The organism is Paenibacillus rhizoplanae, from assembly GCF_042684125.1.
GTDB classification, from domain to species: Bacteria; Bacillota; Bacilli; order Paenibacillales; family Paenibacillaceae; genus Paenibacillus_AQ; species Paenibacillus_AQ rhizoplanae.
Genome location: NZ_JBHUKY010000058.1, coordinates 79,614 through 92,992, shown reverse-complemented (window position 1 = coordinate 92,992; position 13,379 = coordinate 79,614). Strand labels below are relative to the sequence as shown.

13 protein-coding genes are annotated in these 13,379 nt (G+C 54.8%); 11 read left to right on the top strand and 2 right to left on the bottom strand.

What is annotated here, in order from left to right; genetic code table 11:
• Window positions 1-146 precede the first annotated feature (146 nt).
• From ACFSX3_RS25130 to ACFSX3_RS25120, 3 genes are all read left to right on the top strand, one after another.
• Window positions 147-884, top strand: a complete 738-nt coding sequence (locus ACFSX3_RS25130; protein ID WP_209993516.1) for a class I SAM-dependent methyltransferase — start codon at window positions 147-149, stop codon at window positions 882-884.
• A gap of 41 nt (window positions 885-925) precedes the next feature.
• Window positions 926-1,915: an MBL fold metallo-hydrolase gene (locus ACFSX3_RS25125; protein ID WP_379255301.1), complete on the top strand. Its 990-nt coding sequence runs from the start codon at window positions 926-928 to the stop codon at window positions 1,913-1,915.
• Window positions 1,916-2,499: 584 nt separating this feature from the next.
• A complete protein-coding gene (locus ACFSX3_RS25120) occupies window positions 2,500-3,078 on the top strand; it encodes a TetR/AcrR family transcriptional regulator (protein ID WP_379255302.1) in 579 nt (192 codons plus the stop codon).
• A 53-nt stretch (window positions 3,079-3,131) separates the two neighbouring features.
• On the opposite strand, the gene ACFSX3_RS25115 is transcribed toward ACFSX3_RS25120, so the two are convergent.
• Both ACFSX3_RS25115 and ACFSX3_RS25110 read right to left on the bottom strand, forming a co-directional pair.
• On the bottom strand, window positions 3,132-3,956 hold the full coding sequence (locus ACFSX3_RS25115) for a hypothetical protein (protein WP_209993518.1): 825 nt from the start codon (window positions 3,954-3,956) through the stop codon (window positions 3,132-3,134).
• 41 nt (window positions 3,957-3,997) lie between these two features.
• The gene (locus ACFSX3_RS25110; protein WP_379255304.1) at window positions 3,998-4,597 is read right to left on the bottom strand and encodes a phosphatidylglycerophosphatase A family protein; all 600 of its coding nucleotides are present in this window, start codon (window positions 4,595-4,597) and stop codon (window positions 3,998-4,000) included.
• 195 nt (window positions 4,598-4,792) lie between these two features.
• Here ACFSX3_RS25110 and ACFSX3_RS25105 point away from each other — a divergent pair, with 195 nt between their 5' ends.
• From ACFSX3_RS25105 to ACFSX3_RS25070, 8 genes are all read left to right on the top strand, one after another.
• Window positions 4,793-5,914 carry a GerMN domain-containing protein gene (locus tag ACFSX3_RS25105; protein WP_209993519.1) on the top strand — a complete coding sequence of 374 codons (1,122 nt, stop codon included), beginning with the start codon at window positions 4,793-4,795 and terminating at the stop codon, window positions 5,912-5,914.
• A 191-nt stretch (window positions 5,915-6,105) separates the two neighbouring features.
• Window positions 6,106-6,864, top strand: a complete 759-nt coding sequence (rph, locus tag ACFSX3_RS25100; RefSeq protein WP_036694812.1) for a ribonuclease PH — start codon at window positions 6,106-6,108, stop codon at window positions 6,862-6,864.
• A 1-nt stretch (window position 6,865) separates the two neighbouring features.
• Window positions 6,866-7,507, top strand: coding sequence for an XTP/dITP diphosphatase (locus ACFSX3_RS25095; RefSeq protein WP_209993520.1), 642 nt, complete (start codon window positions 6,866-6,868; stop codon window positions 7,505-7,507).
• Between the two features lie 486 nt (window positions 7,508-7,993).
• Window positions 7,994-9,916 (top strand): glycosyl hydrolase family 18 protein, encoded by a 1,923-nt coding sequence (locus tag ACFSX3_RS25090; RefSeq protein ID WP_209993521.1) that lies wholly within the window; start codon window positions 7,994-7,996, stop codon window positions 9,914-9,916.
• Window positions 9,917-10,225: 309 nt separating this feature from the next.
• Window positions 10,226-10,660 carry an NfeD family protein gene (locus ACFSX3_RS25085; protein WP_209993522.1) on the top strand — a complete coding sequence of 145 codons (435 nt, stop codon included), beginning with the start codon at window positions 10,226-10,228 and terminating at the stop codon, window positions 10,658-10,660.
• The gene (locus tag ACFSX3_RS25080) at window positions 10,660-11,595 is read left to right on the top strand and encodes an SPFH domain-containing protein (RefSeq protein ID WP_209993523.1); all 936 of its coding nucleotides are present in this window, start codon (window positions 10,660-10,662) and stop codon (window positions 11,593-11,595) included. Before ACFSX3_RS25085 ends, ACFSX3_RS25080 begins: the two co-directional genes overlap by 1 nt.
• 144 nt (window positions 11,596-11,739) lie before the next feature.
• Window positions 11,740-12,198 (top strand): cupin domain-containing protein, encoded by a 459-nt coding sequence (locus ACFSX3_RS25075; protein ID WP_209993524.1) that lies wholly within the window; start codon window positions 11,740-11,742, stop codon window positions 12,196-12,198.
• A gap of 190 nt (window positions 12,199-12,388) precedes the next feature.
• Window positions 12,389-13,225 carry an aldo/keto reductase gene (locus ACFSX3_RS25070; protein WP_209993525.1) on the top strand — a complete coding sequence of 279 codons (837 nt, stop codon included), beginning with the start codon at window positions 12,389-12,391 and terminating at the stop codon, window positions 13,223-13,225.
• The last annotated feature ends 154 nt before the right edge of the window (window positions 13,226-13,379 follow it).

The window sequence follows — 13,379 nt, the reverse complement described above, 5'->3', positions numbered from 1 at the left end:
GTTCCTATAATTATAAATAAACTATTATGTGTTGCAGGTCTGTGACTTCGCTGGGCTTCTACAGTAAAAGGCGGTACAATAGGCGTTATTAGAGACAGGGATAAGCCCGTGCGGTGAAGCGGGGTGTGGAAGGAGCTAGGAAAGAGATGAGTGAGTGGTATGAGAAATGTTTTGGCGAGGACTATCTGATTGTATACAGACACAGGGATTTCAGCGGTGCGCGTCATGAGGTGGAGAGTATGATCCAGTGGCTTGGCCTGCCCCGGGGGGCGAAGGTGCTGGACCTCTGCTGCGGTATGGGCCGCCATTCGCTGGCTCTGTCGCGGGCTGGCTATGAAGTAACGGGCGTAGATTTGTCGGAGGTACTGCTGCGTGAGGCGCGTGCGCAGACGGGGGCGGAGCAGATAACCTGGCTGCACTCGGATATGCGTGAGCTTCCGCTTGCGGGAGGCTTCGATGCCGTGGTCAATTTGTTCACTTCCTTCGGGTATTTTGAAGAGGATGAGGAGCAGATTAAGGTGCTTAAGGAGATCTGCCGGATGCTGAAGCCGGGTGGCCGGTTCATCATTGATTTTCTGAACCCGGCTTACGTCATCCGCCATCTGGTACCCCATTCGGTCCGGGAGGACGGAGATGTCCAGATTGACGAGACCCGCCGGATCGAGGAAGGGTATGTGAAAAAGAATATCCTGCTGACCTCGAAGGCTGGGAGCGCTCCGGCCCGCAAGTGCCAGGAACGGGTGAAGCTCTACACGCTGGAGGATTTCCGCAAAATGCTTGACGCTGCCGGGCTGCGGCTGGATACTGTTCACGGCGGCTACGATGAAGAGGAATATGACGCTGAATCCTCGGCCCGCATGATTTTCATGGGAGGTAGACCTTAGAGATGGCATCAGGGAGAGGGCTTAGAGGAGGCGAAGGAAGGTTGAATAAGGAGATCGTTCAAGCTTGGGACGGCGGAGTACTTCAGGTATCCGTACCGATGGGGCTGCCGCTGCGTCAGGTTAACAGCTATCTGCTGCCGGACAAGGACGGCAGGGTTACAGTTATTGATCCAGGCCCGCATACACCGGCTGCCGAGCTTGCCTGGCAGGGGGTACTCGAGGCGCTGAGCCTTACCTGGAGGCAGGTGCGGGATATCGTGGTTACCCATCATCATCCCGACCATTATGGCCTTGCGGGCTGGATGCAGTCCCGCAGCGGAGCCCGGGTATGGATGACCGAGCGGGCTCATACCGAAGCCGGTCTCGCCTGGGGCGATGAAGCGATTCTGAATGAGGCGCTGCCGGTCTTTTTCCGGCGGCATGGCATGCCGGAGGAGTGGATCACAGGCATCCGCGAGCATCTGGAGGGCTTCCTGCCCGAGGTGACCCCGCAGCCGGAGGTCACCTACATCAATGCCGCGGAGCCGTTTGTAATGGGCAGCCGTAAATGGCAGCCCATTCTCACAGGCGGGCATGCGCCGGGGCATGTGTCGTTCTACCACGGCGGCAGCGGGCAGATTCTCTGCGGCGATGCTGTGCTGCCGCAGATTTCGCCCAATGTCGGCCTGCAGCCGGGCAGCGATCCGCAGCCGCTGCTGACGTTCCTGGAGGGGCTGCGGGAGCTGCGCAGCCTGCGGGTTACGCTGGCGTTCCCGGGCCACCGGGAACCGTTCCCGGGGTTCACGGCGCGGGTGGACAGCCTGCTCCGGCATCATGAGGAGCGGCTGGATACAACAGCCGCGCTGCTCGCAGGCGGACCGCAGAGCGGGTTCGCGGTCTGCGAGGGGTTGTTCCGCAGCCGGGTCGCGACAGCGCACCAGATGCGGTTCGCCATGAGCGAGGCGCTGGCCCACCTGGCCGAGCTGGTGCGCCGGGGGCGGGCAGCCGAGACGGAGGCCGGGCCCGGCCTGCTTTTCACGGCTGTGGAGTAGGCGGCGCGAGGAACGGGCCGACTGCTGGCAGCAGACTACATCATACTGTAATCTGCTGCCGCTAACCCACGACTCATCACACTATACGTAGCCCATAACACGCAGTCCAATACACGTAGCTCATAACCCGCTGATCCCTGCGCACAACCCGCTGTTCGAAAACCGCTCATTTGCCTGTTGTTACCCTCGCACTATTCTGGAAACCTCTACTACTGGAACACTTGAAAGAAAGGTGAGAACTTGTAGTCTTTAATTAGCACTACTGATTCCATCAAAGTTAGCTGCGTGTGATAATCAAAGGGATAAATCCCATTGAGCAGTCTGAATGAAGAGCACAAGTGCCCCTGAATTTGCCGAAAGTGAGCTGGGTGAGCGAATGAAGAGCACAAGTGCCCTTGAATTTGCCGAAAGTAGCCGAGTAGCGCAAATGAAGAGCACAAGTGCCCCTGAATTGGCCGAAAGCGGTCGGGGAGCATGAATGAAGAGCACAAGTGCCCCTGAACTCTGCACACGTGTTGATTTTTTGACAACTGTTAAATATAATGAACCCAACTAAGAGCTGAGGGGAAGGAGTTGTAAGAGGGATGGCGGTGGACAGGCGGATCGGGAAGACGCGGGATGCTATTTTTAAGGCGTTTCTTAGTCTGATGGAAGAGAAGAGCTTTGAGCAGATTACGGTCCATGAGATTGCAGAGCGGGCTAATGTGAGCAGAGGTACTGTTTATCTGCATTTTGTGGACAAATATGATCTGCTGGATAAGTGTGTTGAGAAGGAAATGACGGAGCTGCGTGACCGTTGTATGGGTGTTCAGGAGAATCTCGATTTTACCTCTTCCGGTCCCCTGCTGCGTACGGCTGAATATGTGGAACAGCATGCTACCGTTTTCATTACACTGATTAATAACAGCGGGATTCCTGCCTTCAGAACCCGTCTGCATGCCATGCTGATGGAGGGACTGGCGGAGCAGATCGATATGGATGGTGTGAACCAGGGGATGAACAAGGAGATGCTGCTGCATTTTATGGCTTCGGCTGCTGTGGGAGTAATGGAATGGTGGATTACACACTCGCTGCCGATTTCGGCCAAAAAGCTGATGGAGGATATTAGTATCCTCCTCGAACGCAACCAAATGGGGCCGCAGCCGCTGGACGCTCTGCCCTAGACAATGATCTGTCTGTGTCGTCCAGTGGCCTGCGGCCTGCGATTATCCCATTCTTAAGAATCCGGCTGGATCACCTTCATCTTGGACGGGTTGTTGATTTTGTATTTGACCGGGTGCTGGGAGAGCTTCTTGGCTACAATCTTCGCTTCAAAAGAAACGGGGTCGCCCTCCTTAAGCTCCAGCTTCTTCAGCGTGGCACTGTGGCTCGACCAGACTTCGTCAATGGCCAGATCATGGCCTTCTATGGCTATGTTTTCATAGATAATAACTTCATCGTCATTATCCGAAAAGTGGTTGGGAACGGTCGTAAATTCTTTGACAACCGCTGTAACCTTGAGCTTGTCTTCCGGCAGCTGCAGGGCGGGCTTCTTCTTGGAGGCAGCTGGCTTGCGCGGCTTCTCTGCAGGAGCCGCTGTCTCCGCAGCAGTCACGCCTTCAACAGCGCTCCCACTCTCTGAACGCTCCGCAGCACCAACACTCCCGCTCCCGCTCTCTAAACGCTCCGCACCCTCCACATCGCCCTCAACCGGCTGGTTCTCCAGCAACTCAGCTTCTCCGGCAGCTTCTGCCGGGTCCTCAGCCCGTGCATCCGCCGCCGCTTGCGCGCGCTGGCCGAAGCTGGCGGTCTGCATTTCTTTGAGGTAGGCCGGGTGGATGCAGTGCTGCTGCTTGTTCTCGAACTGGACCACCACCGTCTGATTATCCACAAACCCTACAATTTCGCAAGGCAGGGTCAGGCCCTGCCGCTTGTACAAATAAGTCTTGACCCGGGTGGCTGAACCGGGCAGAAGATTCCATTCCTTACACCGCTCAATCCGCTCATCCTCACTCTCGAAATCCTGGACAGTCAGCGGCTCCACTACGAACGAATAGGTCATGCACATTCGCACCTTTCCTTTTATAAATAATAGCTCTCGTCTTATTCCGGCAACGTCTCCTCCAGCCGGCTGCGCCGTGCAGCCTCTTCCACATCCTCCGGTTCAAGTTCCAGGCCAAGCTTCTGCTCAATTTCCGCCTGCTTGCGGTGGGCAATACGGCTGCTGGCTGCTGCGGCTACGGCACCTACGATATCATCCAGATAAGTATGGATCTGGCCCGTGGTTTTGTCATTCAGCCTTTCCAGCACGCCCGGCTTAAGCTTGTCCACATACCCGAAGTTGGTGAAGCCGATGCTGCCATATACATTCACGATGGAAAAGGCGAGAATCTCATCCACCCCGTATAAGCCTTCGTCATTCTCAATCATTTCCTGCAGCGGGGCAAACAGCTTCCCCTCTTCGGCCAATACATCCAGCTGGATGCCGGTCAGAACCGCATTCTGCACCTCACGCTTGCTGAGTACCATCTCGACGTTATGAATACATTCCTCCATGGTCAGGCCCGGATAGTATTTCTTTTGCAGCAGCATGACAAGCTCGGCGATCTCCTCTAAGGTTACCCCGCGCTTGTGCAGCCAGTACCGGGTCGCTTCGGCAACGGCTTTGCTGTTGAGGCTGTAAGGAATTTTGGCATCAGTCATAGGAAGTCCTCCATTCGTGAGTCGGGTGTGATTTGGGTATGTACTAAATTGTACGCAAGCGGCAGACCGATGTCCAGAAACGTCCGAATAGAATCTCTGTAATTTAGGATAAGCTGTTGTTATTTTTTGGACACAGGGCTCGTATACATAGCAGTACAAACTGATCTTAACGCTAGAAAGGGGTAATGAAGATTGATGAAACCTGTGAAACACCTCCGCGGGGCGTCTGCGGCTTGCCTGCTGGCCGTTCCGCTTGTGCTCTCCGGCTGCAGTCTGTTCGGTTCAGAATCCGCTGCTGTGGACCCGCCTCCCGCCGCCGTAGAAGCTCAAATGCTACAAGTGAGCGGGGAAGATACGCTGGATACCGGTGTATTCGGACCCGCATCCCTGAATGAGACGGATCTGTCCGCCGGGGTGAAGGATACCGGAGCGCCTGCTGTAGCCGGTGAGCGGACCACTGTGTATCTGGAGGATCAGAACGGTCTGCTGGCTCCGGTGGCTCTGTCTTTTCCGAAAAGCGAGGACACAGTCATGCTGAAGAATTCCCTCACGGCACTGGTCAGCAAGGGGGATTACGCGTCTGCACTGCCTAAGGGCTTCCAAGGCGTACTGCCCGCAGGGACGATAGTGAATCAGGTGTCGGTCGGCCAGGACCATGTCGCGATTGTTGAATTCAACTCAGCGTTTAACGACTACGATCCTGCGGATGAACGCAAAATTCTCGAAGCGCTGACCTGGACACTGACCGGGCAGGATGACATCAAGGGAGTGCAGCTCTGGGTCGATGGCAAAAAACTCACTGAAATGCCGCTGCAAGGCACACCGCTGGATCGCCCGCTGGCCCGCACCATGGGCATTAATCTGCCGAAGCATAACGCACTGATGATGAACTCCAGCGCAGTCACAGTCTATTTCGCAGCTGCTTCACCGGATGGCGGCCATCAGTATTATGTTCCGGTTACCCGGTTTGTACCCGCTGGCGGGGATACGGTGAAGGCTGCTCTGAGCGAGCTGATTGCCGGACCGCAGTCCGAGAACGGCCTGGAGATGGTCATGACGCAGGGAACGGTGGTCGATTCTGTAAAAGCAGGGCAGAACGGAGTAGTCACCGTATCGCTGACCGATGATATGTTCGAAGGCAGCACAAGCATTCCCGAGGAGATGCTGGAGTCGGTCGTGCTGACGGTGGCCCAGAATACAGATGATTCGCTGGTGCAGATCCGTCTGAACGGCAAGGATACGGTTACGGGTACCAATAACGTCGATTACGGCCAGCCTGTTTCAGCGCCGGAATATGTGAACGAGCTGCCGCTTTAGACCGAATCCATCGGTTTAAAAAGATGCTTTTGTGCCTACTCTTTGATAGAATAAAGTATTGTTCATCCGAATAACGGGTCAGGAGCAGCGGTGCCGTTCTCTTCCATAGGGGGCGGCACCCGTTTCTGCGTATAAGATACGGATGAATGTATACACAAACTTCGCGCTATACGATGTAGGAGGCAGAAAAGATGAGATCAAACGGACGCAACGAAGATCAGCTCCGGCCAATAACGATAACGACCCAGACCAACAAATATGCAGAAGGCTCCGTCATCATTGAGATGGGAGATACCAAGGTCATCTGTACGGCAACCGTGGATGAGAAGGTCCCGCCGTTTCTGAAAGGACAAGGCAAGGGCTGGGTAACCGCCGAATATTCGATGCTTCCCCGCGCGACCCAGACCCGCAACCAGCGTGAAGCCGCGCGCGGCAAGCTGACCGGGCGGACCATGGAGATCCAGCGTCTGATCGGACGGGCCTTGCGTTCGGTGGTGAATTTGCAGGCGCTCGGCGAACGCAGTATTACGCTGGACTGTGATGTGATTCAAGCGGACGGGGGAACGCGGACGGCTTCGATCACGGGCGCTTTTGTAGCGATGGCCTTCGCCATGAACAAGCTTGCCCTCCAGAATAAGCTGACGGTCTTCCCGATTACGGACTACCTGGCAGCCATCAGTGTGGGGGTAGTCGGCGACAAGACACTGCTCGATCTGAATTATGAAGAGGATTCCAAGGCGAAGGTGGATATGAACGTGGTTATGACGGGCGGCGGTGCTTTCGTTGAGGTTCAGGGCACAGGCGAAGAGCGGCCATTTACCCGACAGGAGCTTGACCAGCTGCTGGGTCTTGGAGAGAAGGGGATCTACGAGCTGATCGCTGTGCAAAAAGAAGTCCTTGGCGCCATCGCGCTCAAAATCCCTGCCGGCCAGACCGGCCAAGAGGTGTAGGATGAAATCCGGCAGCGGAATTCTGATTGTCGCAACGAAGAACAAAGGCAAGGTGCGGGAGTTCCAGCATGCCTTTGCTCCCCTGGGACTCACGGTCAAAAGCATGTATGACTACCCGGATCTGCCGGATGTAGTCGAGGACGGGGCCACTTTTGCCGAGAATGCCTTCAAGAAATCACGCGCCGTAGGGGATGCCCTTGGACTGCCGGTGCTGGCAGACGATTCCGGGCTCTGCGTAGAGGCGCTGGACGGAAGCCCCGGCGTGTATTCGGCCCGCTATGCTGGTGAAGCAGCGGATGATGAGGCGAATAATCTGAAGCTGATGAGCGAGCTGGAGCGGCTGAAGCAGGGGGAGGATACCGGACAGCCGCTGCTGAGTCCCGCCCGGTTTGTCTGTGCCCTGTCGCTCTATGATCCGGCGGACGGCCGGGAATGGACGGCTGAGGGTACGGTCGAAGGCTGGATTACCTCGGAGCCTGCGGGCGGCGGCGGTTTCGGCTATGACCCGCTGTTCTATCTCCCGGAATATGAGAAGACGATGGCTGAGCTGACGCTTGCGGAGAAGCAGGCGATCAGCCACCGCGGGACGGCGCTGCGGCGTCTGACCGAGAAGCTTGCTGCCGCGCAGAGCGGCGGTCAATAGAAGATTTGGATACTGTAGAAGCAGCCCGTAAGCAGAATATGCTTAGGGCTGCTTATTTTTTTAGATAATAATCCCCCCTGATTATGGAAATTTATCCCTAGCATATCCTCCGGCTTTGTATGAGAATAAGAGTTGACTTCACCCCTTCGCAGATCCTGCATCCTCCCGCAAAATCGCCGCAAACTACCCACCCTGCCCTGTACCAGACAACAACGTAGGCCTCAGCGGAGCGAGTGATCCGTATGCTGCTGAACTGCGCTTTTTTTGAGCTGTATAACTATTCTACCAGTCAGACTGCCAGGAATTTAATAGTTTCACAGGGTGAAGGTCAAGGCCAATCGGGTCCGGGAGGTGAACGCTGAGCTTTCTCATTCTCATTCGCGGCAAGGGAAGAACGGTCACTTAATATCCTTGATGGCAGAGGCGCATGTATGTCCATGAAGCAGGCTTACAGGTTACGCATTGAACCGGGGAGGTAATCACGAAATGGCCTTTATCAAAAGAAAATCCTTTGTGCTTGGCTTGGCGGCAGTTCTTTTCCTTACTCTTTTTTCGGCTTTTGGTGCAAATAGCAGAACTGTTCAGGCAGCCGGAGACTACAAGATTGTCGGCTACTATGCTTCATGGGCCGCCTACGGGCGGGCTTATAATGTAACGGATATCGATCCTGGCAAAATGAATGTCATCAACTATGCCTTTGCCGACATCTGCTGGAACGGAATACACGGCAATCCTGACCCGACCGGGCCGAATCCGGTCACCTGGTCCTGCCAGAACGAGCAGGGGCAGGCGATCAGCGTGCCCAATGGCACCGTAGTGCTGGGCGATCCCTGGATCGATGCCCAGAAAAGCTTCGGCGATGACAAATGGGATGACCCGATCAAGGGAAATCTGAAGCAGCTCTGGAAGCTGAAGGACAAGAATCCGAGCCTGAAGACGATGATCTCCGTCGGGGGCTGGACCTGGTCCAACCGCTTCTCGGATGTGGCTGCCACGGCGGCAACCCGTGAGGTGTTCGCCAATTCCTCCGTGGATTTCATCCGCAAATACAAGATGGACGGTGTCGATCTGGACTGGGAATACCCGGTTAGCGGCGGACTTGCGGGCAATAGCTACCGCCCTGAGGATAAGCAGAACTACATCCTGCTGCTCCAAAAGATCCGGGAGAAGCTGAATGCCGCCGGAGCTGCTGACGGCAAAACGTATCTGCTGACTATTGCCTCCGGTGCAGGCCCCACTTACATCCAGAATAACAATCTCAGCGGAATCGCCGCTGTGGTCGACTGGATCAACATTATGACCTACGACTTCAACGGCAGTTGGAACCCTACCACCGGTCACAATGCGCCGTTGTATTATGACCCGGCAGCCGCATCTTCAGGGTTGACCGAGCCGGCGAATTATAACATCGACAAGGCGGTGACCAGCTATCTGAGTGCAGGCGTACCGGCTAATAAGCTGGTGCTCGGCATGCCGTTCTACGGCCGGGGCTGGGGAGGTGCTCCTGCTGCGGGGAACGGGCAATATCAGGTATCTGCCGGGATATCCTCCACCGGAACCTGGGAGAAGGGCAACTACGATTTCAATGATTTGGAAGCGAACTACATTAACAAGAACGGTTATACCCGTTACTGGAACAACACCTCCAAGGTTCCTTATCTCTACAACCCGGCCAACCAGACCTTCATCAGCTATGATGATGCCGAATCCATCGGGTACAAAGCGACCTACCTGAAATCAAAGGGTCTGGCCGGAGCGATGTTCTGGGAGACCAGCGGCGACCGCAACAAGACGCTGCAGACCAAGCTGGGCGCAGAGCTGGGAGGCGGAGTGGTGACACCAACGGCTACGCCGGTGCCGACCGCGACAGTCGCACCGACCGCAACAGTGAAGCCATCGGCTACGCCGACCGCGACAGTGGCACCGACGGCCACGGTGAAGCCATCGGCTACACCGACAGCGACAGTGGCGCCAACGGCTACGCCGGGGCAATGCTCGGCGGTTGCATGGAGCTCGGCCGCTGTCTACACGCAAGGCCAGCAGGTCTCCTACGGTGGACTGCTGTATCAAGCCCAGTGGTGGACGCAAGGAGACCGGCCGGACCTCAGCGATGCCTTCGGGGTATGGCGGGTGATCGGCACTTGCGGCAACGCAACTCCGCAGCCGACAGCTACGCCACTCCCGACAGTAAGTCCGTCGGCTACGCCGACAATAGCGCCAACGGCTACGCCGGTAGTGACGCCAATCCCTTCGGCTACTCCAGGCGCTGCTGCCTGGAGAGCGGGTACTGCGTATAGTGTCGGCAGTATCGTAACTTACAGCGGGCAATCTTACACCTGTCTGCAGGCGCATACCTCACTGGCCGGCTGGGAGCCGAATGTCACTCCTGCGCTCTGGAAGCTGAACTAAAGGCGGAGCGGACAGCGCAGGAATCCAACCATAGGGCATGACTATGCCTAAGTATAGAACAAGGAACGGTGCCGGCTTTTAAGCTGGCACCGTTTTTAATTTGGTTAATGATTTTTTTTCGCTTCGATTGGATATATTTATGTTTAAATACAATTTAGCCATCCTGTATTCCGCTTAAGGTTCATAAGCTTCCACAGGGTGAAATATAATGAACAGACAGGCGGCTGTCCCGGCCTCCAAAAATATTATGAAACGTGATGCCGATTATTTCGTTATAGTAGTATATAGCGGAAGGTGGTGGGTTCACCAATGAGTATGTGGGTATTGTGGTTAATTGCCGCTGGCGTCTTGTTTGTTGTAGAGATGTTTACGTTTACATTCTATTTGTTATGGCTTAGCCTGGGAGCCTTGGCTGCCGGACTGGTTGCGCTTGTGCTGCCGGATGCATGGCTGCTGCAGGTCGTAGCGGGTTCGCTGTTAGCCCTGGTCCTGACGTTCTTCACCAAGCCATTGTCTGAGCGGCTGCGCAATGCGCGGGGCTTCAAGGATACGGGTACCGACATTGTCGGCAGGCAAGGTCTGGTCGTTGAACCGATTGAGCCTGGCCGTTACGGGCAGGTTAAGATTGGCGGCGATACATGGAGTGCAACCTCAACAGTGGCACTGGGCAAGGGTCAACAGGTAATTGTAGTAAGAAGAAGCACTACCATTATTGAAGTAGAACGATGGGGGGATATGTACTAATGGAATTGGTGATTATCGGAATTATTATTGTTGTCGTCGTAGTATTTATCGCAATGACTATCAAGATTGTCCCGCAGCAAAGAGTTGGGGTTGTAGAGCGTCTTGGTAAATTCCACCGTCTGCTCACACCAGGTCTGAACATTCTGATTCCGGTCATTGATCAGGTGCGGGTTTATCATGACCTGCGGATTCAACAGGCGAATGTACCGCCGCAGACCGTAATCACGAAGGATAACGTACAGGTGCAGATCGATACGATTATCTTCTATCAGGTAGTAGGTCCAGAAGAAGCGACGTACGGAATCTCCGATTATGTGTATGGGGTACGGAATATCTCCACAGCTACCATGCGTCAGATTATCGGTAAGCTGGAGCTGGATGAAACCTTGTCCGGCCGTGAAAAAATCTCCTCCGACATCCGTCTCGCGCTGGATGAAGCGACAGAGAAGTGGGGCGTGCGCATTGAGCGGGTCGAAGTTATCGATATCAAGCCGCCGCTCGATATCCAGGAAGCCATGGACAAACAGATGAAGGCCGAACGTAGCAAGCGTGCGATTGTACTGGAGGCGGAAGCTGCTAAGCAGGATATGATCCTTCGTGCTGAAGGGGATAAGCAGAGTAAGATCCTGAAGGCGGAAGGGGATAAGGAAGCCCGCATCCGTCAGGCGGAAGGTCTCGGTCAGGCGCAGGAGCTGGAAGCCCTCGGCCAGGCCAAGGCGATCGAAGCAGTGGCGATGGCCGAGAAGGCCCGGATTGCCATGATTGCCAGCGCAGGACTGGATGAAAAAGTACTGGCTTATCAGTCCTTTGAAGCTTTGACAGACATCTCCAAGGGACCTGCGAACAAAATATTCCTGCCGACCAGTGCGGTGGAGACGCTGGGCAGCCTGGGAGCCATCGCCGAAGTATTCAAGGCTAGCAAAGAAGGCAAATAAGCGTTAGACAATTTACAATTCTTGCAGTTTCCGTTACAGTTAATAGCACAATCAGGCCGAGGCTTAGCAGGTACTCCGTACCTCTTAAGCCTTTGCTTATGAAGACTGTTTTGCCGCTGTGCAAAACTTGAAGGAGAAGATACCGTGACGCAAAAAGAAATTTCTCCGCTCGTAGAAACACTGGGGCTGCAGCCCCACGTTGAAGGCGGATGGTACAAGAGACTTTGGAATGCTCCATTTGAGATTCCTCAGGAGACGCTGGGCGAGGCTTATTCGGGCCCGCGCGCTTCAGCTTCGTCGATTTATTTCCTGCTTCATGCTGACGAGAGTTCAGACTTTCATACCGTGCTGTCCTCCGAAATCTGGCTGTATCATTCCGGCAGCCCGATTGTGCTCAGTCTGGGAGGCAACGGCGCAGAGCCGGAGAACGTAACGGAGGTTATCCTGGGTCTGGATATCGCTGCGGGCCAGCAGCCGCAGGTTGTGATTCCTCCCGGCGTATGGCAAGCCGCGCGCCCGCTAGGTGAAGAACCGGCGCTCGTCTCCTGCATCGTATCTCCGGAGTTCCACTTTGACGATTTCAAGCTGATTGACAAGAAATAAGCGGGTTTAGGTAATGGAGTACGGCCGAATAGGGCTGTGCTCCATTTTTAACATAATAGGCATACAATCTTCACGATTTGGCAACCTATTCGCTATAACGGTGAACGGATTTCGCAGTTGGATGATTATGAGAGCGGGAATACGGTTAAGGAAGCTTGTTGAATTCAAATTAGGCTTGGAGGGTATCGATATGAGTGAAATGAACGCACCATTTACAGGCGGGCCTACCTTGAACGATGGCGTGACCATGCCGTGGCTGGGTCTTGGCGTATGGCAGACCAAGGATGGCGAAGAGGTTATCCGTGCGGTGAAGTCTGCGGTGGAGACGGGGTATCGCAGTATTGATACGGCTGCCGGCTATAACAATGAAGAGGGTGTGGGGCAGGCAATCCGTGAATGCGGAGTTCCCCGGGAAGAGCTGTTTATTACCACCAAGGTCCGCAACCCGGATCAAGGGTATGAATCTACCCTGAAGGCTTTTGAAGTCAGCCGCAAGAAGCTGGGCCTGGAGCAGGTGGATTTGTACTTGATCCACTGGCCGGTCGCCGGCAAATATAAAGAAACCTGGAAAGCGCTGATCCATCTGCAAAAGGAAGGGCTGGTCAAATCCATCGGGGTAAGCAATTTCCAGACGCATCATCTAGAGGACATCATCGAGGACAGCGGAGTGGTGCCGGTGGTGGATCAGGTGGAATTCCATCCGCTACTGACCCAGCGTGAATTGCTGAAATATGCACGGGCGCATGATATCCAGCTGGAAGCCTGGAGTCCGCTCATGCAGGGGAATCTGGACCTTCCACTGCTGAAGGAGCTGGCGGAGCGGTATGGCAAGACAGTAGCGCAGATTGTTCTGCGCTGGGATCTGCAGCAGGGCGTCATTACCATTCCAAAGTCGGTCCATCAGGAGCGGATCATTGAGAACGCCGGATTCTTCGACTTCACACTCAGCGATGAGGATGTTAAGGCAATCGAGGATCTCAACCAGAACCACCGCTTCGGCCCGGACCCGGATAATTTTAATTTCTAAGCTGACAGATAGAGCATTATAAGCTGTAGATGCAAAGAGACGGTCTCCCCAAGGGAGGCTGCTTTTTGCATTTGGCGGCAGTGTGGCATTTTTTTAGGACTATTCATTTAAAATTTTTATGTTATAATCGTAATTATTACGATTAATAATGGAG